19 protein-coding genes and 1 pseudogene are annotated in these 24,228 nt (G+C 41.9%); 7 read left to right on the top strand and 13 right to left on the bottom strand.

Features of this window, described 5'->3' with window-relative positions; translation table 11 throughout:
* Window positions 1-99 precede the first annotated feature (99 nt).
* The 3 genes from AWH49_RS17100 to AWH49_RS17090 all read right to left on the bottom strand — a co-directional run bounded on the left by AWH49_RS17100 (window position 100) and on the right by AWH49_RS17090 (window position 2,874).
* Entirely contained in the window at window positions 100-897 is a 798-nt protein-coding gene (locus AWH49_RS17100) for a CHY zinc finger protein (protein ID WP_063966676.1), read from the bottom strand.
* Window positions 898-921: 24 nt separating this feature from the next.
* Window positions 922-2,349 carry a zinc ribbon domain-containing protein gene (locus tag AWH49_RS17095; RefSeq protein WP_157723772.1) on the bottom strand — a complete coding sequence of 476 codons (1,428 nt, stop codon included), beginning with the start codon at window positions 2,347-2,349 and terminating at the stop codon, window positions 922-924.
* A 183-nt stretch (window positions 2,350-2,532) separates the two neighbouring features.
* Entirely contained in the window at window positions 2,533-2,874 is a 342-nt protein-coding gene (locus AWH49_RS17090) for a hypothetical protein (RefSeq protein WP_063966674.1), read from the bottom strand.
* Window positions 2,875-2,973: 99 nt separating this feature from the next.
* Here AWH49_RS17090 and AWH49_RS17085 point away from each other — a divergent pair, with 99 nt between their 5' ends.
* The gene (locus AWH49_RS17085; protein WP_063966673.1) at window positions 2,974-3,600 is read left to right on the top strand and encodes a DUF975 family protein; all 627 of its coding nucleotides are present in this window, start codon (window positions 2,974-2,976) and stop codon (window positions 3,598-3,600) included.
* Window positions 3,601-3,655: 55 nt separating this feature from the next.
* Here AWH49_RS17085 and AWH49_RS17080 read toward each other — a convergent pair whose 3' ends face one another.
* Together AWH49_RS17080 and AWH49_RS17075 are read right to left on the bottom strand one after the other, a co-directional pair.
* Window positions 3,656-4,027: a hypothetical protein gene (locus AWH49_RS17080; protein WP_018394802.1), complete on the bottom strand. Its 372-nt coding sequence runs from the start codon at window positions 4,025-4,027 to the stop codon at window positions 3,656-3,658.
* A gap of 155 nt (window positions 4,028-4,182) precedes the next feature.
* The gene (locus AWH49_RS17075) at window positions 4,183-4,443 is read right to left on the bottom strand and encodes a hypothetical protein (protein WP_063966672.1); all 261 of its coding nucleotides are present in this window, start codon (window positions 4,441-4,443) and stop codon (window positions 4,183-4,185) included.
* A 178-nt stretch (window positions 4,444-4,621) separates the two neighbouring features.
* Here AWH49_RS17075 and AWH49_RS17070 point away from each other — a divergent pair, with 178 nt between their 5' ends.
* From AWH49_RS17070 to AWH49_RS19620, 3 genes and pseudogenes are all read left to right on the top strand, one after another.
* Complete coding sequence (locus AWH49_RS17070; protein ID WP_063966671.1) at window positions 4,622-6,289, top strand: hypothetical protein; 1,668 nt, start codon at window positions 4,622-4,624, stop codon at window positions 6,287-6,289.
* A 107-nt stretch (window positions 6,290-6,396) separates the two neighbouring features.
* Window positions 6,397-7,836 (top strand): S-layer homology domain-containing protein, encoded by a 1,440-nt coding sequence (locus AWH49_RS17065; RefSeq protein WP_244886904.1) that lies wholly within the window; start codon window positions 6,397-6,399, stop codon window positions 7,834-7,836.
* Window positions 7,837-8,038: 202 nt separating this feature from the next.
* A pseudogene (locus AWH49_RS19620) lies at window positions 8,039-8,332 on the top strand (transposase); the annotation flags it as partial.
* Between the two features lie 143 nt (window positions 8,333-8,475).
* Here the strand turns inward: AWH49_RS19620 and AWH49_RS17055 are convergent.
* The 6 genes from AWH49_RS17055 to AWH49_RS17030 all read right to left on the bottom strand — a co-directional run bounded on the left by AWH49_RS17055 (window position 8,476) and on the right by AWH49_RS17030 (window position 18,120).
* A complete protein-coding gene (locus AWH49_RS17055; protein WP_157723771.1) occupies window positions 8,476-10,527 on the bottom strand; it encodes an S-layer homology domain-containing protein in 2,052 nt (683 codons plus the stop codon).
* A 234-nt stretch (window positions 10,528-10,761) separates the two neighbouring features.
* Window positions 10,762-11,106, bottom strand: coding sequence for an S-layer homology domain-containing protein (locus AWH49_RS21410; RefSeq protein WP_425305721.1), 345 nt, complete (start codon window positions 11,104-11,106; stop codon window positions 10,762-10,764).
* 559 nt (window positions 11,107-11,665) lie between these two features.
* Window positions 11,666-14,350: an S-layer homology domain-containing protein gene (locus AWH49_RS17045; RefSeq protein WP_063966666.1), complete on the bottom strand. Its 2,685-nt coding sequence runs from the start codon at window positions 14,348-14,350 to the stop codon at window positions 11,666-11,668.
* Between the two features lie 640 nt (window positions 14,351-14,990).
* Window positions 14,991-16,061, bottom strand: a complete 1,071-nt coding sequence (locus tag AWH49_RS17040) for a glycosyltransferase family 4 protein (protein ID WP_063966665.1) — start codon at window positions 16,059-16,061, stop codon at window positions 14,991-14,993.
* Entirely contained in the window at window positions 16,058-16,786 is a 729-nt protein-coding gene (locus tag AWH49_RS17035; RefSeq protein ID WP_063966664.1) for a WecB/TagA/CpsF family glycosyltransferase, read from the bottom strand. Before AWH49_RS17035 ends, AWH49_RS17040 begins: the two co-directional genes overlap by 4 nt.
* A gap of 68 nt (window positions 16,787-16,854) precedes the next feature.
* Window positions 16,855-18,120, bottom strand: a complete 1,266-nt coding sequence (locus tag AWH49_RS17030; RefSeq protein ID WP_063966663.1) for a nucleotide sugar dehydrogenase — start codon at window positions 18,118-18,120, stop codon at window positions 16,855-16,857.
* Between the two features lie 123 nt (window positions 18,121-18,243).
* On the opposite strand from AWH49_RS17030, the gene csaB reads away from it, so the two are divergent.
* Both csaB and AWH49_RS17020 read left to right on the top strand, forming a co-directional pair.
* Window positions 18,244-19,350, top strand: a complete 1,107-nt coding sequence (gene csaB, locus AWH49_RS17025) for a polysaccharide pyruvyl transferase CsaB (RefSeq protein WP_063966662.1) — start codon at window positions 18,244-18,246, stop codon at window positions 19,348-19,350.
* A gap of 12 nt (window positions 19,351-19,362) precedes the next feature.
* Window positions 19,363-20,529 (top strand): glycosyltransferase family 4 protein, encoded by a 1,167-nt coding sequence (locus AWH49_RS17020; RefSeq protein ID WP_034287399.1) that lies wholly within the window; start codon window positions 19,363-19,365, stop codon window positions 20,527-20,529.
* Window positions 20,530-20,563: 34 nt separating this feature from the next.
* On the opposite strand, the gene AWH49_RS17015 is transcribed toward AWH49_RS17020, so the two are convergent.
* A complete protein-coding gene (locus tag AWH49_RS17015; RefSeq protein ID WP_063966808.1) occupies window positions 20,564-20,890 on the bottom strand; it encodes a DUF3870 domain-containing protein in 327 nt (108 codons plus the stop codon).
* A gap of 241 nt (window positions 20,891-21,131) precedes the next feature.
* Window positions 21,132-22,925: a beta-glucuronidase gene (uidA, locus tag AWH49_RS17010; RefSeq protein ID WP_063966661.1), complete on the bottom strand. Its 1,794-nt coding sequence runs from the start codon at window positions 22,923-22,925 to the stop codon at window positions 21,132-21,134.
* Between the two features lie 128 nt (window positions 22,926-23,053).
* On the opposite strand from uidA, the gene AWH49_RS17005 reads away from it, so the two are divergent.
* On the top strand, window positions 23,054-24,226 hold the full coding sequence (locus AWH49_RS17005) for an AraC family transcriptional regulator (protein WP_063966660.1): 1,173 nt from the start codon (window positions 23,054-23,056) through the stop codon (window positions 24,224-24,226).
* Window positions 24,227-24,228 lie beyond the last annotated feature (2 nt).

Below are 24,228 nucleotides of genomic sequence, written 5' to 3'. Positions count from 1 at the left end.
GCGCCGATCTGATTTTCTTACTGGTCAGTAAGAAAAATTCCCATTTACCTATCCAATAGAAAAACAGCGCTCGAGAGGGGGCGCTGTTTTTCTTTCGTGTTACATATAAAACAATTCGTTTAACGCCTCTCCCATTGCAGAATCAGCCAACATACCAACAATGATCGCAAACAATATAACCGAGAAAATAATATAAAGAAAATAGCCGTACAGCGGGTCGAGGACGTTCGATTTCTTAGTTAACAACGCACTGATTAAATAAAGCGGCATGACAACTAGTGCTAAGCTAAGAGACAAGCCCATTAATACACTGCTGTACACATATGCTTTCAATAAAACCAATAAGAGTGAAAAAGCCATTAGTGTAATAGAGGGGAGCAGGTGAACACCATACACACCGGTTATTTCTTTAACTGAATGCCCTGATCCGAAAAAGCAGTTGGTCAAAAATAGGACAAACAGCGCACAGACAGTAAACAGCACCGTAAAAATCACACCGCTGCTCAAGATAGAGGAAAAGCCTGGACCCGTATAATAGTCACTCCCCAAGAGCTCGCCCATGCCTTCCGTGAAATTGCGTGTCATCGTATAACCCGTCAATCCGATTAAAATGGCGAGAATCGCCATTGAAATAAGTCCGTTTATAAATTCCCTTTCGCCGTGTCCGAAAACGAGAGAAGGTTTTTTTATATATTGTACAAAATAATCCCAATATTGCCTGGAGCGGTTCTTCACTTTCTCCACGTGCATATTCGGTTCTTCCCGGTGGACAGATTCGTTCGCTGGCGTTGTTTCTGTAGCAATTGGCTGGTCTGCTGCTGTTACTTCCATTGATGTACCGCAGTTGCCGCAAAATTTCCCGCTCGCCTGCTCATGTCCACACTGATTGCATTTCATTTTGTCCCCTCCACTGTCTTCTTTTTATCGAGTGGTTTCGATATTGCTGCCTGACAACCCGTCTATTTTCGTCGTATTGACAATGTACCAGTTCTCCGCTGTTTCATCGTACTTCAATCCATACGTCCAAAAGTCCGAACTATCATCAATATAATCACCTTCATACGAAGAGGCGCTATACGCTCTTCCCGTAATATTTACTTCTGCATCAACGGACGCATACGTGATGCCGTTTTCTTCTGATATGACCAGTGAATCAAGATCAAAACGAAGATAATTAAACGAACCTGTCCATTGCTTTCCTTCACTGGAAAGTTCGTTGTAATAGCCCCGTTGCCGCGCAAAATAATCATCATCTTGAACGTGCGTAAGATAAGACGTGTCTTGATTTTCAAAAGCTTGAATCCATTCATACGTATGGTCAACAATCGTTTTCCGCAGTCCTTCATATACATCTTGTCGATCAGGATGTATGTCAAAGTGAATCTTCTCCTGATCTTTTACCTGAACCGGCTCCGCGTTTCCCGAACCAAATGGATAGTCATACACAGCAGACAATTTAACGGATCCATCCCGTTTTACTGGACCGTATTTTCTCATTTCTCTAATCGTTTTGCCTGTACTCTCCCCGTTAACATACAAAATGGCTTCTGGCCTGTTCGACGTAACCGCGACACCATTGCCAGTCATTTCAACATAAAATGAGGCTTCTGCAGAAAGCGATTCATAAAAATCAATCGTCATCTCTGTTTTTTCCTTCCCGTATTCGCCTTTGTAATCGGCGACAAGCATATACGCACCCGGCGCAAACGGCCCTGCTTTGATGACAGCTTCATCTTCTTTTGTTGTCCCGTACGATTTACCGTCCAGCGTGATGGCCGTTCCTTTAAAATTCACATGGATATTCGCATAATATGGCTGCACTTCATATTGATATGTGTCAAAGAAAAACCATTTCTTTTCTCCCTTTTTCAATATAAGCTGTGGATGCTCTTCCGGAATATCCGCCGTGCGCTTTGTCACGGCCTGCTCTTTAAAAAGCTTGACCATCTCCTCTTTCACATCTGGATTTTCATTTAAATAGTCGACAAGCTGCTGGCCGGTATCATCCGTGATCTTCATCTCTTTAACCGCCGGGGTGAGTAAGGCCGCCATGGCTTTTCCATCCTTTTGAGCTGCCGCTTCTTCAAATGCTTCCACTTGATTCATCGGATCCGTTTGTTTTTTTCCGTACCAGACGAAAACAGATCCTGCCACAACAAGCCAAATGATCAATAGTGAAGCAAGCTGCTTCCCTTTGCTTTTTTGCGTCGATGCCTTTGCACGTGTGACGGGTGGTACCGGTTTATGATTCGTCTTTGTTGGATCTGGATGAAAGGACATACCGCATGATGGACAGAACTTCAAAGTGGTATCGTCTAGTTTATGCCCGCATTGTCTACAAAAGTTCAAAATTCCCTCTCCTTTTACACGCATCAATATAGAATGGGCTTTTCTACTAGTTTCTTTTTTAATGGAAGACGTAAAGTCGAAGTACTAGGATTTATACTGAGTGTATGTCTCTCTTGAATCGAACATGAGACCAATATTGATTTGTGATCTATCATTATAAATCGTTTGCTCAAACGTTTTTATCTAGCTGTCATCATTCGCATCGATTCGATACCGGATGACTAGCCCAATTTCACCGAATTCTTTCGTGTGTTCGATCAATGTTTCCATCGAATCATTTGCCGTAAAATCGTCCGGTGTCTCATCTACCGGCCTAGTGTAAGCAAAAAAGTACATACTCATGTCCCCCAGGTCGACCGTCAGCATCCGAAAATGTTCACTTTCATTATATGAATAAGAAGAGCCTGCATTATATTCCCTGGGAAATTCAGCTGTAACGTCACCGCCGTCAAATAATAACCGGCCGTTGCTTCTCTTCGAATATCTCGGTTTAGATATATCAAGCGTTACTTCTTGTTTTTGCAAAACGTCTTTCTTTAGACGTATTATTACGTAAGTTTCTCATTGGATGAATCTTTTCCAGCCTCGTCACGTATAAAAGAGTATAGAGGGAGGTGATTACACATGTACTACAGTAAACTGCGGGCAAAGGCACGCGATTCATTGAAAGGCAATTGGCTGATTGCGATTGGATTGTTCGTCGTTACGACTATTATTTTCACATTACCTGATTTCATTTTTAATCCGAATGAATACGACTTTTCATGGAGAGATATCGCTGTGATCCTTGCAACTTGGCTGCTCACTCCGATGTCGGTTGGATTAATTTGGGCATGGATTGATCTGTCACGCGGGAAAGACATTCGTTTTGGCCATTTGATCCATCCGTTTCAAACGATCTTTGCTAAAACGATTTTCGTTTCATTCTTACAAGGACTATTCCTCCTATTATGGACGTTGCTATTCATTGTTCCTGGTATCATAAAATCGTTTTCTTACATGATGACGTTTTACATTTTACGCGATCGTCCAGAATTGTCACCGCTGCAAGTGATTACAGAGTCACGCAAAATGATGGATGGCCATAAAGGAGAAGCCTTCGTTCTCGGGCTGACGTTTATCGGCTGGTTCTTGCTTGGTCTGGTTACACTCGGGATTGGTTTCCTCTGGATCGTTCCGTATATTAGTGTTACATTCGCCCATTTTTACGATACGATTCGTGAAGAATATGAAGCGAAGCACCACGGATAATTTTCTGCATACACATAAAAAAGCAGTCCGGCTGAAGCCGGACTGTTTTCTTCATTCAAGCTCTTAAATTTTTCAATACATTTACCGCAAAAGTGAAAATAGCAAGAACTGTTAACGTGGCTCCGGTAGCGACACTCGTGGTCAGCACAGTGCTTTCCCCAATCGTGAGGATCAGAAACAAAGCAATCATCATAATCGGAAGACCGATGTTATGAAGCCAGAAATGTGTTTTCGCCAAACCGTTCGAAGTAAGCGCCGGGAATAAATGATATAAAATACCGATAAGAGTCAGCGCCGTCCAACCGAAAAGATTGATGTGCACATGAACACCCGTAAGCTGATAATCATGAGCGATGGACATGTAATAACCAAGCAGTACACCAATGACTAAATACACAACAGAAATTTTAATCAACTTAACACCCACATAACTCCCCTCTTCCTATAAAGTAGTAATAGTACCTTGTATAAACCTATGCGCAATATGAAAATAAATACTCAGATTAACTAATGCTGGCTAATTATTTTTCCTTCAAAAACAAAAGAGCAGGCAACCCCTTTTAGTGGCTTCCTGCTCTTCCTTTATTTTAATGTAGTTTGTTTTAACAACTTGTCATCCTTCGCAATGATTAGATCTACTTTTTGATCCGGATATTTTTCTTTAATGACACTGCTATATTTTTCAATTACTTCGTCCGCAGTCATCGTTTGATCAGCACTAAGCTGAATATCCACATTGACCACATTTTCGTCTCCTTCTACCACTTGAACCATAGCACTTTCAATCCCTTCTCCTGCTTCAAGCCGGCTTTTTAAATCTTCATCACTTTCTAATGTAGACAATTCTTTCTCTAGTTCTGAATCGCTATCAGATAAACAAGTAGCAACAAAAACGTTATTGAATAAATAAGAGAATTAATGCTTAACATTTGGATAATACAGGACGATATAACACCTATAAACCCATTACTTATGTAGGTTTATATTACTAGTAAAATAATTTATAGCGGAGGCGTCATATGTGTTAAAATATCATTCGTTTTTGTTCACTTTTATTTTTTTACTATTTCTAGGATTATTTGCGGCTGACCGAGCTGAAGCCAATTCGGTTATGAATGGGACGTTTGTAGATGTGACTTATGAAGAGGTGCAGCTGGATGATGAAACAACAGAAAAAAGGCTAAAAAACATTACAATTATGAATGAGCAAGGCCGAACCATTACAATGGCCATCGACCAATTTACTAAGTTAACAGTTGATACTCTTCCCACAACCATTGATGCCTTTAAACCAGGGATGGAAGTAGAGGCGGATGTGAACTTGCGCCGTGTTAAAGAGCTTCGTGGACAATCCGGTGAGTTCCCCGCAGAAATCGAACACCGGGATAGAGTCATAACAGGAACTGTGAATCACATTGACCCAAATGGTGCCTTCCTTTCGATCCGGCTCGATGATGGACAATCGAAAACCTACTATCTAAATAATGAAACAGAAATCTTTAAAGGAACCACACTCACAGACCTGAGCGTTTTGTATGAAGGAGACCGGGTCAAGCTTACATTTATGGAATACAACACTAATTACATAAGTTCAATCGAGATCAATACACAAGGAATGAAAGTTGAACATCTCTATAAGGGGACGATCCATCAAATTGATACGATTCGAAATAAACTTATTATAAAAAATGAACGGGTATTCCGAGATGGGAAGTGGCAGCCAACCACCCCTTCTGGAAATACCAGTTATACCTACTCAACGAAAACACCTATATATGTAGGGAACCAGCCCATCAAGCATGACCGCTTTCATTTCTATAAAAATCATGACATTTATTTTGTGACCGTGAGCCAATTCGGCCAAGAAGTTATTCAGAAAATGGTCATTAAACGAAATAATGAACGCACGTTTTATGAACCGATGACCTCAGTGAATCTTTCTTCGAATTGGCTGAATTTAAAAACTGCCGGACTTATCCCTTACCATGATGGGACTATTCTTATTCGGAATGGAAGAATAGTAGATGAGAAAAGTTTACAAGTACAGCTTGGGGGAACAGCTTTTGTCGTAACGGACGGTGCTCAAAAAAGTCAATACGCGAATGTAGTACACGTAACAAATGATGGCTTCCAAAGTCCGAACTTAACAAACCACTCGATCTATTTTGGTCAAATCAGCAGCACCAATGGCTACCAGCTTTCGCTGAAACATGCGAAGCTGCTGTCTAATAATTACTGGCAAAACTCAACGGTATCCAAACTTTCCTTTAGCAATGATACTGTTGCTGTCGAAGATTTCAAGAGTTCAGTGTTAACCATCGTTCCTCAACAAAACGAATTGATAAATCACGTTGAAGAATATGGATACTTTTATGTAGCGAATAACACCATCATTGGGGCTCACATCGTTGGAACAAGCAGCTCGCCCGCTCAAATTGTGTCAGTAGGGCGATTTGATGGATTTGCTCAATATGAGATGGGTAAACCTACAGCGGTTATCGTTCGTAATGTCAGTCAGTGGCAAAGCGGCGTATGGGAGGACGTCGGGAGAATCAACAGCATGAATATTAAACAAACTACCATTATTCGGGATGGCAAAATTATTGATGCAGATGAGTTGAAAACGGGTGAACGGCTCTACATTCTCCATGAATCCAAAGTAAAAGGACGGATTCTCTTCGTAAATTAATAGAAGAGAAAAGTGTGGCATATAAACGCATGGTTTACATGCCGCATTTAGCTAAGCCGGTTTAAATCCTTTATCGAAGAAAAATAATAGAGTGTGAGTGAAAGGAAATGGATATGAAAAAAGTCTGGACACGTTTATCAAAAAATCTATGGATCTATATTAGTGCACTTTTTATCTCCCTCTTTATACTATCTTCCGTTGAGGCGGCATCTCCAGATTTTAATGGCGGTGTTCGTAACGAATATACGTATGAAGAGTACGTCTTTTTATCCGGCAACCCAGTTAAATTTAGCGGAAAAGTGACGATAACTGAACAGGTACAAAAAAGCCAATTAACAAAAACGTATCGCTTTACTTTAACAAATGGCGGAAATAAACTATCGCGCAGTATTGCTTATGTAACAAATTTGGAAGAGCGGACAGACAAAGGGCAGACAACTTCCCAAACATCTGTGAAAAGTTATTCGGAGAACATAACTATAGAGAATGTAACCTATACATTAGATGATTATCAATTGTCCCAAGGTACGATCATAGACAATCGCCCTGCCTCTGACTATTACTCTGGAAATGTAGTTGGCAGAAAAATATATAAAACCAAGACGAACGACAAGATTACCGTGCATTTCAGCGGCCGCAATGTCGGGTATGAAAACTTCTGGGGTGCTACGGAGACGCAGATTATCGATTATGAAATTGAATCCAGCCTAGGGAAATCCTTTATCACAAGTAAAGTATCAGACAGCAAAACAAAAGTGTTGAAATATGAGCCGCATGATCCTTCCTTATCCAGCTTTACTGGGGGTCATTCCGTCATCAGTCAGCAAAATATGATTGGCGAGTATTCGTATGATATCCCTAATGGAAGCGGCAAAAGCAAAACCGGAACTGTTCATTTAAACGAAGAAATGCTTCCGATCATTGAACGTCTCATTGTGCCTAAATTTCGTGATTTAACTGGGCATTGGGCAAAAGACAACATTGAACGCTTGTATTCTCTTGGTGTGTTTGATGAATCGAGCCAATTTTTTTCACCAAATACTCCGATGAATCGATACGAGTTTACCGTTGGGGTGTTAAAGTCAGCCGACATCCGTGTACTTGAACAGCCAAAAAAGCAACGCGCACCTAAAAAAGCGATCTTTACAGACTTAGATCCCCTTGATCCTAATTATTTGTACATTGAAAGTGCTTTTCAAAAAGGAGTCATTAAAGGAGTCACTGCCAGTAAGTTTATGCCTAAAAGCTCGCTAACTCGAGCTCAAGCAGTCGCCATTCTTGTCCGCGCCTTAGGATTAGAAGAGCGCGCACCAAATCCTGGTTATCAAACGAACTATGCCGATAACAATACAATCCCGTATTGGGCAAAAGACAGTGTATATGTTGCGACCGAAATTGGTTTGATTCATGGAGATGGCAGAAATCGTTTCAATTCAAATCAAACGATGACAAGAGCAGAAGCGTCCACTCTCATTATCCGGTTTCTTAACTTTCTGGAAAAAGACTTAAAGCAAAACTACCGAGATGATATGCTGTTTTTTCAATAAATAAAAAAAGAGTATCTCAAGCTAAAAGAAGAAGCCTGAGACACTTTTTTTGGGCGTATTCTTTAACAAGAGGGGCTGTCTCAATTTGAGACAGCCCCTCCTTTCTTATTTAATCAAAATCCGGTAAAGCATGACGCTTGTTTCGGCACGCGTTGCATTGGCAAGCGGGTCGAAGTTTCCGTTGTTACGGCCTTTAAACTGTCAAGATATAGATTTTGTTTTAGACACACTAAGCCAGTTATCCCCTTTGCCCAAAGGATGTATATTGTATAGTGATCAAGGTTCGGTTTACACGTCAAAAGCGTATCAAAACCCATCAAGGAAAAAGGCATGAGCATGTCTCGTAAAGGAACGCCCGCTGATAATGCCCCCATCGAATCGTTTCATTCCTCACTACAGTCTGAATCGTTCTACCTCGATCATCTTTAACAATATCCGTATTCAAACGAAACTAAACAACCAGTCGCCGGTACAATACCGACAACTGGTTGTTTAAAAAGTGTTTTGATCCCTGTCTCAACAACAGGGGGCAGTCTCCATTTTTCTGTGGTAGGATTTTTTATGAGTCGAATGTAGTTTTATGTAATAGGGAAGATCTGATCCAGCTGTTGCATGGATCAGACCTTCAAGATGCCGTTCTTATTTAGTAATGGCTTCCATTAATTCCGCTTTGATCAGGAATTCAGCAAGGATACGGGCCATTTGGTCGCGTTTTGTGAATTCATTCGGATTAAATGTGCCTTTTCCTGTACCGGACATGATACCAGCTTGGTACACTTTCAATACTTCTTCGCGTGTTGACGCACCGATTGCTTTCGCATCTTTGAAATCTGCTAATTTTTTATTTTTATCCAATTTAGCAGCATCAAATTTAATCATTTTAAGGTTAAGCGCACGGCCGATCATCGCTGCTGATTCAGCGCGTGTAATGCGGTCGTTTGGTGCAAATGTGCCGTCTTTTTTACCAGCAATGATGCCTTGTTTAACAGCAGACATTAAAGCACCATTCGTATTGAACCACTCATCGCCTTTAACGTCTTTAAAGCGGTTATCGTATTGCTCGCTAGGCAAGCCAAGCGCACGGCTTAAGAGCACCGCGAATTGCGCACGCGTCATGTACTCGTCGCCTTTATATGTGCCCGCTGTTGTACCGGAAATGATGTATTTTGACGCTAATGTTTCAATGTAGGCTTCTGCCCAGTTTTTTCCGTTATTTACGTCAGGGAATGTAATATCGCTCTCTACCACTGTGTAAATAGAGTTTGTCAATGAGCTGACAAATGCATGTTGCTGTCCATTCACTGTTTTAAATTTTGTCGGAAGTGTACGGTATGTGCCGTCATTTTCCAATACAGCACCTGTTGTGTTGTTTGTTTTTACTTTTTTATTCAAGCCGAATGAACGCTTCACATATACGTTGCCAAGGCTCTTAATTGGATAAACTTTGTCGCCAACAACTGCTTCAAGCTTAATATCCACGATGGATGCTACAACGTTAACACCACGAGACTGCAGCAATTGTGTAATTTGAATCGCTTGTGCAGATGGAACCGGATTGATCGATACACGGAATGTCAGTTCTGCTACTGTTGTACCAAGATCTGCCGCGATCGCTACTGTATCTATTTCCGCTACTGGCAAGTAATACGTTGCACCATCGCCAACAACAACGATCGTCGCTTTTGGCGCTTTTGCTTCAATGGCATCAACGAGTGGTGCCGGGATATCAAGTGATACGGTTTGACCAGGCTCCGCTTTTGGCAGTTTGATCGTAATTTCAGCTGCTTGAGTTTTAATGCTCGCAAGAATTCGTGTTTGAAGCTCACTTGAAATGATTGCTGTTACTTGTGTGCCGTTTTGAACGGTCTCCGGTGTTACAGTGACATCACCGCCAGGACCAGGTGTTACGGTACCTCCGCCTTCGCCTTCGCCTGGTGTGCCGCCACCGCCACCGCCGCCACCAGGATTCTTTTCAATCCCGTATAGTTTCATCCAAGCAAGTCCTGAACTGACGACAGCAGTTTTCCAGTCCGCTTTCGTTACGGTTCCTTGGATTAATTCATTCTCAATGTTTGTCACGGTCTCAGCAATCGTAGCGTTTGACAACACAATGGCGCCTTCAATGGACGCTTTGATGCCGGCATGATCCGTTGAACGTATAGCGTCTACAAGCGTTTGAAAGAGTTCGACAGTTGGATTTTGAATAAATTCATCTTGATTCGCCTTTACTTCAGTGTAGACAGCTTCTTCTACCTTTTGCAAATACGTTAAATATTTTGATGTTGATTCATCTCCAAAAAATTCCTTATTTTCCTTGATGAATGTTTGTAGCTGTCCCTTTTCATATGTACCTGTATACAAGTTTACTTGTAATCGAACCAAGCCCACAACGGCTTTCTTTTGATCATCGGTTGCATCAACAAGGACTGGCGCAAGAGCTGCTTCCCATTCTGCATCATCCATCGCTTCTAAAGCGTCTCGAACTTCCGTGCTCACATTCGCTTCTTCTTCAATCGATTGTGCATATTTTTCAAAAGACGGGACACTGTTGAAATGAGCTGTGTTTTGAACGTATGCTGCTTCAACTTTATTCGCGTCAAACACAATGGCTGTTGTTGCGATTGGTGTAAATGCAACTGTTGCTGCGATCATGGCTTTTACTGCTTTGCTGCTAAATGGATACTTTTTCACCAATATTGTCACCTCTTCAATTTATTGTGCAGGTTTCCTTAAGAAAAATCTTCCTGCTAGTATGTTACTAAAATCATACATAATTTTTGCCAACAAATCAATCCTACTTTACACAACTATTGAAATTCTTTACAATATTTTTAATATTTTATCAGATTTACTTATTCTATATGTTTTTGCTTTTTCCTGCTCTTACTCTATTGATAATTGTCAAAAAGAATTCAGCGGGCATTGCTAGATTGCTTTTTTTGTTGGTACAGCGGAAGCTGAGTAAGTCAATTCGTTAAGCGGATAACTAAACTTTGATCTTATATATATCAGAACGATACATAGAATCATGATTAGGCCTAAACCTAATTCCTCCGTATAACTTTGTGCAGGTATGAAGCCTGCCGTTAAACTAACCGCAACTCCTTGTTCCCTTGTAATAATCTGATTCGGTTTGAATGTGTTATCCGGGTAATTCCGGATGATGCCTGATTCTACTAGCTTGTTGATCTCTTCTTTATTTGTTATCACATCTAAAAATCCTTCTGCAGCTGAGTATATCGGCAATAATTGGACGAATAAAAGTGTCATGAGAAAAAGACTAATTATCTTTTTAACACTACTTTTTAGCATAAAGTTTATGATTCTTTCTATTTATTTATTTTGAAAACAGAAATCTAAATAAGGTCTCTTTTACTAGTTAAAAAGATATATTTAATCTATATTCACATCTTAATACTAGGAAAATTGAAATAGTTATAAATTCATAAATGATCTGAATATTTTATGTTTCTTATAGGGTAAACTACATGTGCCTTTTCAAATGTAGCCAAAAAATATTGCTTCATCGAATTCTTTCACTATCGCTAAAGCAAAGAAGATTCAAAGACCTCTCCATTCATTAAATGACCTGGCGCCAATCAAATTTGGCAATCAAGCATTGTAGATGCCTTTTTCTAAGTCTCTTTTTTACAGGTCAGCTCCATAATGCTTTCTAAACATTTGTTTGATAAAGATAGTAGAGAGTAGCAGACGCTTTCTACGAGGTTTCCCTTTGAATATAACAAAATGCCCGGTGAAGTTTAACTTCACCGGGCATTTCCCTTTATGCTACTGAATCACTCAGCTTATAAAGCAGCATTTTGCTTTATTAGTTAGAGTTAGATACACCAGTAAGAGTTGCATTTGCTTGCTCGTTACCGTCAGTATCTTGTACAGCAGATGTAGAATTACGTTTGTAGATTACTTTTGTTTGAGAGTAATCTTCACCATCTTCGAATACATCATCTTTGAATGTTACAGATACTTCATTGTCAGCTGCTGTTGCAGTTGTACCGTAAGAGTCACGTTCTGCACCTTCTACAGTGTACTGGCTTCCAGCGCTAGCAGCGTCAGCACTGTCGAACTCAACTGGTTCACTGTAAGTAACAGTAAGGCCATCTGGTACGATTGCATCTGCACCGATCATGATTGGCGCAGCGTTATCGATGAAGTCAGATACATCTCCAAGTAAAAGTTCATCTTCTGCAACAACGCCATTCGTGCCTTTAATTGCAGCCCCTGCAATTTTTACGAGAGCAAGTGCATCATCGCCAGCACCCGTTTGGAATTTCACAGAGCTGTCAGCAGGTGTGATTGTTAATGTATCACCGCTTGCACTGAATTTAAGTTGTGTAGAACCTTGAAGAGTAAGTTCTTCAAAACGTCCACCACGGTATTTTTCAAAACCTAGAACTTTGATATCAGATGCTTTCAAGTTTTTCGCATCGATAGCTTGGTCAAACTCAACAACGATCTTCTCTGCAGATTCAACTGTTACTTTGTCGATCTTAGGAGCGACAACGTCAACACCTGTCAAACTAGCTTTAAGTTTAACACGGTTGACTTTCGAACCAGCACCAGCATCTGTTTGAACCGTTCCAGTTTCGATAACAACTGTGTACGTTTCTCCAGATTCAGGTGTGAAGTCATTATCAAATGCTGCTTGAACATCTTTAATTTTGATTGTTTTACCTGATGTATCACCAGAATAGATTTCGATATCTGCACCTGCTTGAAGTGTGTAGACTTTACCAGACTCTTCAATCTTCACTCCATCTGTATCAAGTGTAGCCAAGTTTACACGTTGATCAAATGTAAGAAGTAGATCTGCTTTTGTTTTCTCATCTGATTGACGTACAAGTTCAGCTTTAACGCTTTTCACTTCAACGTCTTTTTGAGCAACAGCTTTAAGACCTTTTACTTCTTTGTTTGTTGCATTTGTGAATACTTCATTTGAAACAACATTTGCCGGGAAATCAATTGTATACGTTAGATCTTTATCTAACACAATATCGTTCGGACCTTGTGCAATAGGAATAATTAATTCATTTCCCACAGCTTCTAAGCCATCTCCGATTGTAAGTGTTTTACCAGTAGGGCTCTTAATTGTGAATAAGCTCGTATTAAAACTCACAAGTCCTTCAGTTAAATCTTGATCGAATGTAACAACGATGCTGTCATCAACAATACGCGCTACTTTCGCTACTGGTTGAGCTTCAGAAACAGTAGGTGTTTTTACTGTAATTGTACGTTGGCTGCTAGAAAGCGCATCGCCTTTATCTGTTTCAACAGCTACATCCACTTTTACTTTATATGTTTTACCCGCTAGTAATTTATCTGGTGCAATTTTGAACTCAACTGCTGTTTTTTCAGTAGAGTCAACCCACTTAGATGCTTCATCTGCGAAGTCTGATAGCAGACCCAATTCTTTATCATTTTCATCATAAAGAGTGTAGTTATCAAGATCAAGTGCAGCGCTGCTCATTTTCTTTTTGAAGTTAAGAACAAATTTATCTTGGTCTTTGTTTACTTCAACTGTTGGTTTGTCTGCGCCTGCTTTTAATACAGTCGGTTCAGATTTAAGAACAACATCTGCAACCTCGTTATCCGTACCATCCATCAAAGCAACTGTGTACGCGATACCTGCTTCAACTGTCGCAACGTCATCAGATAAAATAACAGATGCGCCTGTACGGTCAGCATTGAAGCTAATGAATGATGATTTGATGACAGTATCGGCATCGCTGTTTGCTGTTTGTCCACCGTGGAACACAACAATGCGTGTAGGGTCTTTTTCGATTTCATCCGCAATGTCAGCATTAAATGCACCGTCAAAAGTGAGTTCGATTTTTGTATCGTTGATTGCTTTTACGTTCGTGATTTTTTTCGCAGTTTGTTCTGGATCTACTTTAAGAGTTTCTAATTTGTGTAGGAAAATAGCAAACTCGCCGCGTTTAATTGGATCAGTTGTACCGAATTTAGTCGGTGTTTTACCTGATGTAATTTTGTTGTCAACAAGTGCAGCAACTGCAGCTGCGTAACGCTCAGACACATCTGAGAATGCAATGTTTGCAGTGTTGCCTGTAATTTTATAAGCTTTTGCAAACATTAACGCTGCTTCACCACGAGTGATTTCATCACTTGCGCCAAAACGTGTATCTGATTTACCGTTAGCAATGCCTGCTTCTTTAAGCGCGTTTACATATTTCACACCGCGATCTGGAACATCAGTGAAGCCAGAATCTTTCGCGTTGTCGATTTGTTCTTGTGTAAGAACAGCTTTCGCTACCATAACTGCGAAGTCAACACGCTTGATTTGTTGGTCAACACCAAATTGAGTTTCGCTAACACCTTGAGTAAGGTTATTTGCTACTAAGTAGTCTACTGCTTCTTTATAACGATCACCCACATCTGTGAATGACGCTGCGAAAGCAGGAGTTACTGCTGATGCTACGAGTGTAGCTGTTGCTGCTGTAGCAACGAATTTACGATAAGACTTTGGTTGGTAAGCCATGTAATAAGTTCCTCCCGTTTTGTAAAGGTTTTTTTATATTTGAAACCGATCAGCTTGTGGCCAATCGTTCCGTAAAACATAATACGAGTACCTGGTCGAATTTCTCACTGGATGAATCATTATGTAAGACAAGGAGAATTTAACAGGATTACAACTCAAGTAATATTCTATCAAACAAAGTAATTTTTTCAACCTTTTTTTGTATATTTCCATAATTTATTAGAAACGTAATGTTTGTTATCATTATGAAAAATATATGTAAAACTATTAGCAAAAAACGGTTAAAGTAGATTATTTGTTCAACAGCTTATTCATTATATACCATATACTAGATAAAATTAAAGGATTTTGCTTTTTTATTTTGTCATTTTTGTAGCAAAAGGCGCCTTTACTAAGTTCGAAACCGTTTAAAAAGCATTAAATTTTGGTTTCTGCTGTAACAAAAACAACCTTAAAAACACAATAAATCAAGTCTATGTTTATCTCAGTTGCCTTATGTGTGATGTTTATTTTTTTTATTAAAATTTTGTGACAATCCATAAATTGGATTTTATTTATCGGAGCGTTACTCATTTTATAATCGTTTTACTCAGCTTCCAAACCTTATACTCCGTTTCCACAACAAAAAATCGCGTGCCGGTTAACGGGACGCGATTTTAACGTATACTTCTTTCGTTGCTTTATGAAGTTGGTCTAATGAAAAGTTATTTGAAGCATGTTCGTACAATTTTTCGCCCATCAATTTTACATCTGCTTGCATCGCTCCGCGAATGGCGGCGGCGAGTGCATGTGCGTCGCCTGTTGGGATGATCCAGCCCGTTTCGCCCGGTGTGATCAACTCGCCCACACCTCCGACATCAGTCGAAATGAGCGGAATTCGTTCGTTCGCCGCTTCGAGCAGCGCGAGCGGAAAGCTTTCGCTGTACGATGCGAGCAAAGCTACATCGGACGCCGCATATATATTCGCGACATCTTTCCGGAAGCCTAAAAAGTGAACGTGTTCTCGCAAGTCTTGCGCTTTCGCGTGCAGTTCGTCTTCAATCGGCCCATCTCCTATTAAAAGGACGTGAGGCTTCATTTCTAACTGGCGTAAAGCGTCAAACACGATTTCATGTCCTTTAATCGGGTGAAGTCTTGCCACCATCGCGATGACAAATTCGTGATCCGGCACATGCAGCAGGGCGGATTCAGCTGGTTCTTCCGTAAAATGAATCCCATTATATACAGTCTGTACCTTCTCAGCTGAAATCCCGAGCGAGACTAAGTTTTGTTTAAAACGGTCTGATACAGCGAAATAATGATCCATTTGCCGGATCGCGTACATGCTTAATTTTGTAAAAATCGTGCCTTTGACTCCGCCTTTTACAAAATCAAGCGCGGGATCGCTATGAACAGTCGTCACCCAGCGAATGCCCGTTTTTTTCTTCAAATAAATGCCAAACAGGTTAGCGCGCGGGCCGTGCGAATGCAAAATGTCAAACTGCTCCGCTTGAATAAAATTCGCAAGTCTTCTTAGAACGGATAGATCGTAGCGTGATTTTTGCGCGAACAGTTCAGTACGAATACCAGCTGCACGCGCTTCTTCTGCGAGTGCACCTTCTTGAAAAACGGCAAGCGTCACTTCCGACGGCTCAAATTGTTCAAGCAGCGTAATAACGTGTTTACGCGACCCGCCTGTTTCGCCGCCGCTAATTAAATGAAGCACCTTCATTTTTTGTCCTCCCGCGACATGATGACTGCTGCAAGAAATTTCGGCAACGCCATTTGACGTTTCAGACGTTTCGGTTCTTTCATAAGCCGGTACAGCCATTCAAGCCCGGCTTTCCGATAAAGCTCCGGTGCGCGCTGTACGTTACCAGAGTATACATCGAAGCTGCCGCCGACGCCTTGAAATACTTTTACTTTTGGCAATTTCGGCATATTTTCACGAATCCATAGTTCTTGGCGCGGGCTGCCGAGGGCAACAAAAATGATGTGCGCACCGGACTCACGAATTTTTTCGAGAAGAGCGTCCTGATCTTTTACGTAGCCATTTTCATATCCGACGACGCGTAATTCTGGAATCGTGGCCTCTAGATTTTCTTTGGCTTTCTTCACTGTCGCTTCTTTCGCGCCATAGAAAAAGACACCGAGGTTTTCGGCCGCTGCCATCTCAAGAATGCGTCCCATCATATCAACGCCTGTCACCCGTTCTGTCAGCTGACCTTTTTTTAATTTAGCGGCAATGATCATACCGACGCCGTCTGCGATCTGGTACGTTGAATTGTTAATAAGGTCTTTGACGAGCGGATCGCGTCTTGCGGTCATCACTTTTTCAGGGTTAACAGCGATGACCGTCGACTGTTCGCCTGCTTGGATGCGTGTCTTCATATCTCTGATAATTTGATCATACGTGAGCGGCGATACCGACACACCTAAATATTGTTCCTTTTTCACCGTTTATCTCACCTTTTTCATTGATCATTTACTCCGTTTGCGAGTTGTTTTACTCAGCTTCCGAACATTTACAAACCGCGTAGGTCACCGATTTTGTGTACAGTTAGGCCACTTTCGCTGCTTAAGCCTGTGCAGTTTTTCGTATCAAACACGACTGGACGGGCCATTGAGGTGACTAATGTTTCTTTGTTCAATTCTTTAAATTCATTATGATCCGCGAGCACAACGACTAAATGGGCGCCTGCGATTGCATCTTTAAATGAAACGAGCGGGAATTTGACTTGTTCCCCGCGGACGTGTGGATCGTGGACGCGCACGTCAAAGCGCGGGTTCTCGATCATTTTTTCAACGATTTCGATGGCTGGACTTTCACGGACGTCATCGATGTTTCCTTTATACGTTAAACCAAACAGCGCAACAGTTGGCTTTTCAATATCGCCCGTCATGCGCAGCACTTGATCGACGACGTAATCTGGCATCGAGTTATTAATGTCACGTGACAATTTAATTATTTGCGCTTCTTCTGGCGCTTTTTCCACGATAAAATACGGATCGACGGCCAAGCAGTGCCCGCCAACGCCTGGACCCGGCTGGTGCAAATTCACACGCGGGTGGCGGTTCGCAAGTTCGATTACTTTATGCGCATCAACGCCGAGTGCACCGCAAATTTTTGACAATTCATTCGCAAGCGCAATGTTTACATCGCGGAATGTATTTTCCATTAGCTTCGACATTTCAGCCGTCACCGCTTCGGTTACTAAAATATCACCTGTCACAACGCGGCGGTAGACGTCTGCCGCTTTTTCAGCGGCCTCAGGAGTAAGACCACCGACAATGCGCGCATTTTCAACGAGCTCGATCAAAATGCGGCCTGGCAATACGCGTTCCGGACAATGTGCCAGATGAATGTCTTTTTCCGGATCAAAGCCGGCTTCTTTAAAAATCGGTGCAACAACGTCATCAATTGTCCGCGGCGGGATCGTCGATTCAACGATGATGACATCGCCTTTTTTCACGTGTGGCACAATTTGTTTCACTGCGCTCACAACGTAGTCAACATTCGCTCTATGATCTTCATGAACCGGTGTCGGCACGGCAATGATAAACGCATCCGCTGCTTCCGGTGCGAGTGCTGCACGCAATTTACCAGATTCAACTGCTTCTTTCACGACTTCTGGTAAACCGTTTTCTTCTATTATAATTTCACCTTTGTTTAACAGCTCAATCACTTGTGCATTTATGTCCACACCGACAACATCATAACCGGCGCGGGCAAAGACGGCTGCAGTGGGCAGTCCGATATATCCTAATCCAATAATACATATTTTCTGCATCTCTAAGGACCCTCTCTTTTCTTCAATAGCTTTTCATAGTATAGCAAATTCGATTTGAATACGCCACGTTTCGGTGATAAAATGAAGGTTAGTTTTCAAGTACAAACTAGGAGGATTATCCGTTTGAAAGTAGTGATTTCCGGTTTTTACGGACTTGGCAACACTGGGGATGAAGCGATCCTTGAGTCGATTGTCGATAATTTACGTTCAGAAGTTCCCAATATTGATATAACAGTATTTTCCCTATCACCTGAACAAACAGCACGCGCGCACAATGTAAAAACCGTGTACCGTGCGTGGCGGCGTGAAAACAAAGAAAAAATAAAAGTGCTCCGGAATGCGGATGTCTTAATTTCCGGCGGCGGCGGATTATTACAGGATACGTATCCGACGAAGTTTTTGTTCGGCCCTCTTCCCTACTATTTAATCATCGCCATGCTCGCGAAAATATGTGGCGCACGCGTTATGTTTTTCTCGCAAGGCATCGGTCCTGTCACGTCCTCATGGGGCAAGTTTTTAATGAGACGTTTCGCGAACAAAGCGGACTTCATTACTGTGCGCGACCAATATTCAAAGGACTATCTTCATGATCTTGGCGTCACTCGCCCGAAAACGGTTGTGACCGCAGATATCGTGTTTGCTTTTCAGAAAAAAGAAGATCAAGCATGTTTGCAAAGTTTGAATTTGACAGGCAGTGAAAAGCTCCTCGCTGTGTCCGTTCGACCATGGTTTGAACATAGTGATTATGAGGACAAGCTTGCATCTGCACTTGATGAATTGATCGAGAGCGATGGTGTGACGCCTGTATTTGTGCCGATGGAAGGTCATCACGACGTGGACGCATCGAAGCGGGTGCTTCAAAAGATGAAGAACGCACCCCTGTGTCATTTACTAGCGGGTGATTTTACGCCAAATCAGTATTTGAACTTTATCGGAGGATGCGCAGCAACGGTTGGTTTACGTTTGCATTCGTTAATTTTCTCGGCGCTCACAGCGGTTCCACACGTCGGAATCAGTTATGATAAAAAGGTGGAAAGTTTATTAAAGCGGAGCGGAATGTGGGAGTATTCGTTCCGTTTAGAAGATCTTGACCGGGATCAATTGGTCGAAAATACGCGTTATGTATTGAATAACCGGGCCGAGTTGAGTACGAAAGTTGCTGAGAATGCGGCGGTTATGCGGGATGAAGCGATTGAAAATATTGAATTACTGAAAAAGTATTTCATGTAGGGAGATGTCGGAATGAAGATTTTGCTTGCAACGGTGTACCATTATCCGCATACGGGCGGGCTGTCTGTGCACGTGGCGACGCTGAAAGCCGGGCTTGAAGCACGCGGACACGAAGTCGATATTTTATCGTTTACCGATATTCCAGAATTTCAACAAAAAGCAGCTGTGCGCGGACCGGGCTTTTTAATGAATAAAGTGTCAAAAGGAAAAGGATTTGTATACGGCTTGAAGCAGCGCAAGAAAATGCTTCAAAAGCTGATGGAAGCGCAAAAAGAGAAAAATTATGACATCGTGAATGCACAGGAAGTGTATGCGACATTCGCGGCACTTGATGCAGGACTTCCTGTTGTGTCAACGGTTCATGGCTATTTGACATATGAAGCGTTATCGGCTGGGAATATTTTAAAAGGCAGCCCGGAAGAGACGTTTTTGCTTGCTCAGGAAATTGAAGCGTACCGAAAAACGCGCTCGATCATTACAGTCGATACACGTATTAAAGATTATGTGAAGCGTGAAGCAGGCATCGAGGGAACGGCGATTCGTAATTTTATTAATGTCGATGATTTTAAACCGGATGCGGAAAATAAATTAGCTTATCGCGGGAAGCATCATGTGCCGGCTGATGCGCCTGTGTTTTTTGTCCCGCGCCGTTTAACGAAGAAAAATGGGGTCATTTACCCGATTTTATCTTTGCCTGCCGTGCTTGAGAAATACCCGAATGCGAAGCTTATTTATGCAGGAACGGGTGAAGCGATGGATGAAATGAAAAAATTAATCGCTGAACGCGGCATTGGTGCGAGCGTTGAATTGTTAGGCGCGATCCCTCATCACGTCATTAAAGAATATTATGCGCTAGCGGACGTTGTATTAGTGCCAAGTGTATATTCAGAAGGCGTGGAAGAAGCGACATCGATTTCAGCACTTGAAGCAATGGGCTCCGGCTCTCCTTTAATTGCGTGTGCAGTTGGCGGATTGAAAGAAATCGTCAATCACGGTGTTGATGGATTGCTCGTAGCGGAGAAAAATGTAGAAGAATTGTCTGACGCAATGATTGATTTGCTCGACAATCCAGAAAAAGGCAAGCAGTTTGCAGCCGCTGCCCGAAAGAAAATTGAAGATGAATACTCTCATTTAGCTGCAGCTGAGAAATATGAAGCCATTTATAAAGCTTCCCTTTAATGGGGAAGCTTTTTTTCTGTATGGTCGTTGTTACCTAATCCTTTTGTTTTCTTACTTCCAAACGATCTTTATATCGCTGATGAGCGACTTTTAAGGCAACGATTACGGCTTGCTGGGACGGTGCCAAATAATCGTTCGCAATCTCTTCAATGAGTGGGCTAATATCTTTACTGAAATCGTAGCCAACAATCATCCGTTTAAAAAAGTCTTGTGCAAGATTCGTTACGAACGTAAACTCTGCATTAATAATGATGTGGCTCTCTTTATGAATTTCAAGTACTATACCCACATATTTATAATTCTCGTACATGCTTGTATTTTGAGGTGCTTTTGCATAGGCAGTAATTAAGACAGTCGACATTCTCACCAAACAACATCCTTTCATTTAAACTATTTTAGTACATTAAAAAAAGCAGTAATTACACGACTGCAATCTGTCTATATTTTACTGAAAGTTATCTAATGGTGCTTTCTTTTTGTATATTATTAATAGCTTACTATGAAAAGATCAAAAGAAAAACACCCGAAAGAGACCTTATTCTTTCGGATGCTTCCTTTACATATAAGTGTTTTGCAGTGCGCTCTTTATATATGGGTTTTGCTTATTTCGATTTATATCCGAAGTCTGGAATTTCTGTCCAGCGCTGGCGGAGTTCATGTGCAGATGCTTTTGGTTTACGATCACGTGTGAAAATCCCTTTTTTGTTGCCTTGTACACGCATAACGCCCTGGCTTGTAGCGAAGTCGGCGAAGTTCCATACTTGTTCTCCGATGAATTCTTTGTATTCGTCAAAAACTTCGTGATTAGCGCGGTAGTATTCAACCTGGAATTCTTCCGTAAACATAACCGGTGCAACATCATGCAAGCCGGCAACGGTGTCAGCACCGTATTCAGTGAACATGATTGGTTTGCCCGGGCAGCGTTTCAACCAGCCGTCAAATTCTTCACGCAGCTGTGCTTTGACGATGTCCCACTCGCCTGCTTCTACGTACCAGCCGTAGTAACGATTCAATGCGAGTACATCCACAATTTCAGCGATGTGGCATGTGTCCGGTGTGGACCATAAATGTGTAACAATGGTGACTGGACGTTTTTGTGGATCACATTCTCTTGTTAATTGAACGAGCGGTTCAAAGTATTCGCGTGCTCCTTCTTCTTCAGATGCCGGTTCATTAGCTACAGACCACATGACGACGCATGGATGATTTTTATCGCGGGCAACGAGTTCTTGAATCACTTGACGATGCTGTTCGTGAGTCCCGATGTGTTCCCATGTGTTGCGTTTTTCACTGGCACCAAACAATGTTGCCGCAAAGTTTAAATGAACGCCGACAGCTGGAGTCTCATCAATCACGACAATGCCTTCACGGTCCGCAAGACGCATAATTTCTTCAGAGTACGGATAATGAGCAGTACGAAATGAGTTGGCACCGATCCATTTCATCAATTCAAAGTCCATTACGTTAACCGCTTCATCAAATCCTCTGCCATGAACGGCTGTGTCTTCATGTTTACCAAATCCTTTGAAATAAAACGGTTTATTGTTGATGAGGAATTGGCTGTCTTTTACTTCCACCGAGCGAACGCCGACTGGCTGTTCATATACATCCACAGTGCTGCCGTCTTTTGTCAGCTCTACTTTAAATGTGTACAAGTATGCGTTCATCGGCTCCCACAGTTTTACGTCTGGAATCTGGATCGTTCCTTCTGCACCGAATGCTTCCGCTACGATGACACCTTCTTCATCCACCGCGCTTACTTTCACATCAGCTTCTCCTGCTACGTCGATTTTGTACTGAACAGCACCGTCGATATTTGGCACGACTGTTACGTCTTGTACATACGTGTTTGGTGTTGTATAAATTTTCACCGGACGATGGAGACCTGCATAGTTGAAAAAGTCAAAGTTCGGCTGATTGCGGATCACTTTGCCGACACCTGGCACATCGCGTTCCACATATTTTCCAACCGGAAGCGTTGTTTCATCAAGAATGTTATCTACTGCGACAGTCAAACGGTTTTTTCCGCTTTGCAAATATCCTTTAAGATCCGCTTCAAACGGCATAAATCCGCCAGAATGTTCCACAACGAGTTCGCCGTTTACATATACTTTTGCTTGATGTGTCGCGGATCCGAAACGAAGCACAATACGTTCGGATGAAAAAATAGATGGTACGGTAAATTCACGCTCGTACCACACCCATCCGACATGATTGCGGATTTCCGCTGTTACGCCAATATCGTTATAAGAAGATGGCACAGCCATATTCATCGTGTCTGTCAATACATTTTCATACCATTTTTCTTCAAGGCCATTGCCTGTATCTAATTTAAAATTCCAGATACCGTTAAGGTCAATAATGCTTCTCGTATCTGTGATGATTGGATATAACATGTTTTCAGCACTCCTTTTGTAAGTGATTACATTTAGATCATATGACTTTTCTCTTTTTATAAATAGGACTATAATTGCTTTATAAGGACACGATTAACACCTGTTCATAAAAAAGAAAGAGGGAAAATATGAGACAGCCGCCAGTCCGTTTATCTTCCGCCCTTATGACATTATTTCATTTAACGAATATGAATGTATTTGCAGTCGAGCGTTCTGGGATAGTGGTGACGTCACACGAACCCCATGTGCCTTCGGGAGGACCCATTCCCTTACAGACTCAATCCTTTCGTTTGTTGAGCGAAGCCGCTTTTCAACATCCGGAGCGCTGTCACTTTCATACAAACGCAGCCAGACTCACCTTTGCGGCAAATATTTTCGATGATGAGACGGCGATAATCGCCGGACCTTTTCTCATCGAGATGCCCGACCTCTCTACATTACGTACGTCCTTTCAGCTAGATGAAACGTTCATCCGCGATCTGCCGCTGATGAGCAGACCGAAACAGCAAAGTTTGGCCAACATCCTGCATCAGGTCCGGTCTTTACGGCAAGCACCGATTTCATTTATTGAACATCATGACATTCCTAATCAAACGGCTGATTTATTTGCAGAGTCTGCCAATGTGGAACTGGTGAATTTGCGCTATGAGCTGAATAATGACATGATGCATGCAATTGAACACGGGAATGCCCAAAAACTGCTTGAAATCAGAAAAGAAAGCGGGATTTTATTCGATTTCTCCGAGCGGTTCCCCAACCGTCCTGTGCGTGCAACAAAAAATATGATGATCATTTTAAATACAACTTTCCGGATTGCAGCGGAGCGGGGCGGTGTACCTCCTTTTTTACTACATCAATTATCGGAAAAATTCGCACTCGCCATTGAACGAATTGACAGTATCAATGCTTTGACGAAGCTCAGTGAGTCGATGGGCGCTGAGTATTGTACACTTGTGAAAGAAAATGAGCTGTCTCGCTACTCCCAGTTCATTCAACGAGCACTTCGGTATTTACATGTTCATTTGAAAGATCCATTTGATGCACAGGCAATTGCGGATTCGCTACGTACCCATCCCTCTCATCTTGCTCGCCAATTCAAAAAAGAAACCAATATGACGATGACCGCTTATCTTCAGCATCTGCGCATCAAGGAAGCGAAGCGGCTGCTGAAAAAAGAGCATTCATCAATCGACTGGATTGCCGGTGCTGTCGGATTTGAAGACGCTTCTTATTTTGCACGTGTTTTTAAAAAAATAACCGGACAGACACCGAGTGATTGGCGAAACGATCGAACCGTATAATA

It is taken from the genome of Domibacillus aminovorans, from assembly GCF_001643235.1.
GTDB lineage: Bacteria > Bacillota > Bacilli > Bacillales > Domibacillaceae > Domibacillus > Domibacillus aminovorans.
Note: the sequence above shows the minus strand (reverse complement) of the source record. Positions and strands in the feature narration are given on the sequence as shown.

Coding starts and splice junctions, on each gene's coding strand:
- AWH49_RS17100 (WP_063966676.1), bottom strand. CDS start 897: ATGAAATGCAATCAGTGTGGACATGAGCAGGCGAGCGGGAAATTTTGC.
- AWH49_RS17085 (WP_063966673.1), top strand. CDS start 2,974: ATGTACTACAGTAAACTGCGGGCAAAGGCACGCGATTCATTGAAAGGC.
- AWH49_RS17065 (WP_244886904.1), top strand. CDS start 6,397: ATGGATATGAAAAAAGTCTGGACACGTTTATCAAAAAATCTATGGATC.
- AWH49_RS21410 (WP_425305721.1), bottom strand. CDS start 11,106: ATGACACTTTTATTCGTCCAATTATTGCCGATATACTCAGCTGCAGAA.
- AWH49_RS17045 (WP_063966666.1), bottom strand. CDS start 14,350: ATGGCTTACCAACCAAAGTCTTATCGTAAATTCGTTGCTACAGCAGCA.
- AWH49_RS17040 (WP_063966665.1), bottom strand. CDS start 16,061: ATGAAGGTGCTTCATTTAATTAGCGGCGGCGAAACAGGCGGGTCGCGT.
- AWH49_RS17030 (WP_063966663.1), bottom strand. CDS start 18,120: ATGCAGAAAATATGTATTATTGGATTAGGATATATCGGACTGCCCACT.
- AWH49_RS17020 (WP_034287399.1), top strand. CDS start 19,363: ATGAAGATTTTGCTTGCAACGGTGTACCATTATCCGCATACGGGCGGG.
- AWH49_RS17015 (WP_063966808.1), bottom strand. CDS start 20,890: ATGTCGACTGTCTTAATTACTGCCTATGCAAAAGCACCTCAAAATACA.
- uidA (WP_063966661.1), bottom strand. CDS start 22,925: ATGTTATATCCAATCATCACAGATACGAGAAGCATTATTGACCTTAAC.
- AWH49_RS17005 (WP_063966660.1), top strand. CDS start 23,054: ATGAGACAGCCGCCAGTCCGTTTATCTTCCGCCCTTATGACATTATTT.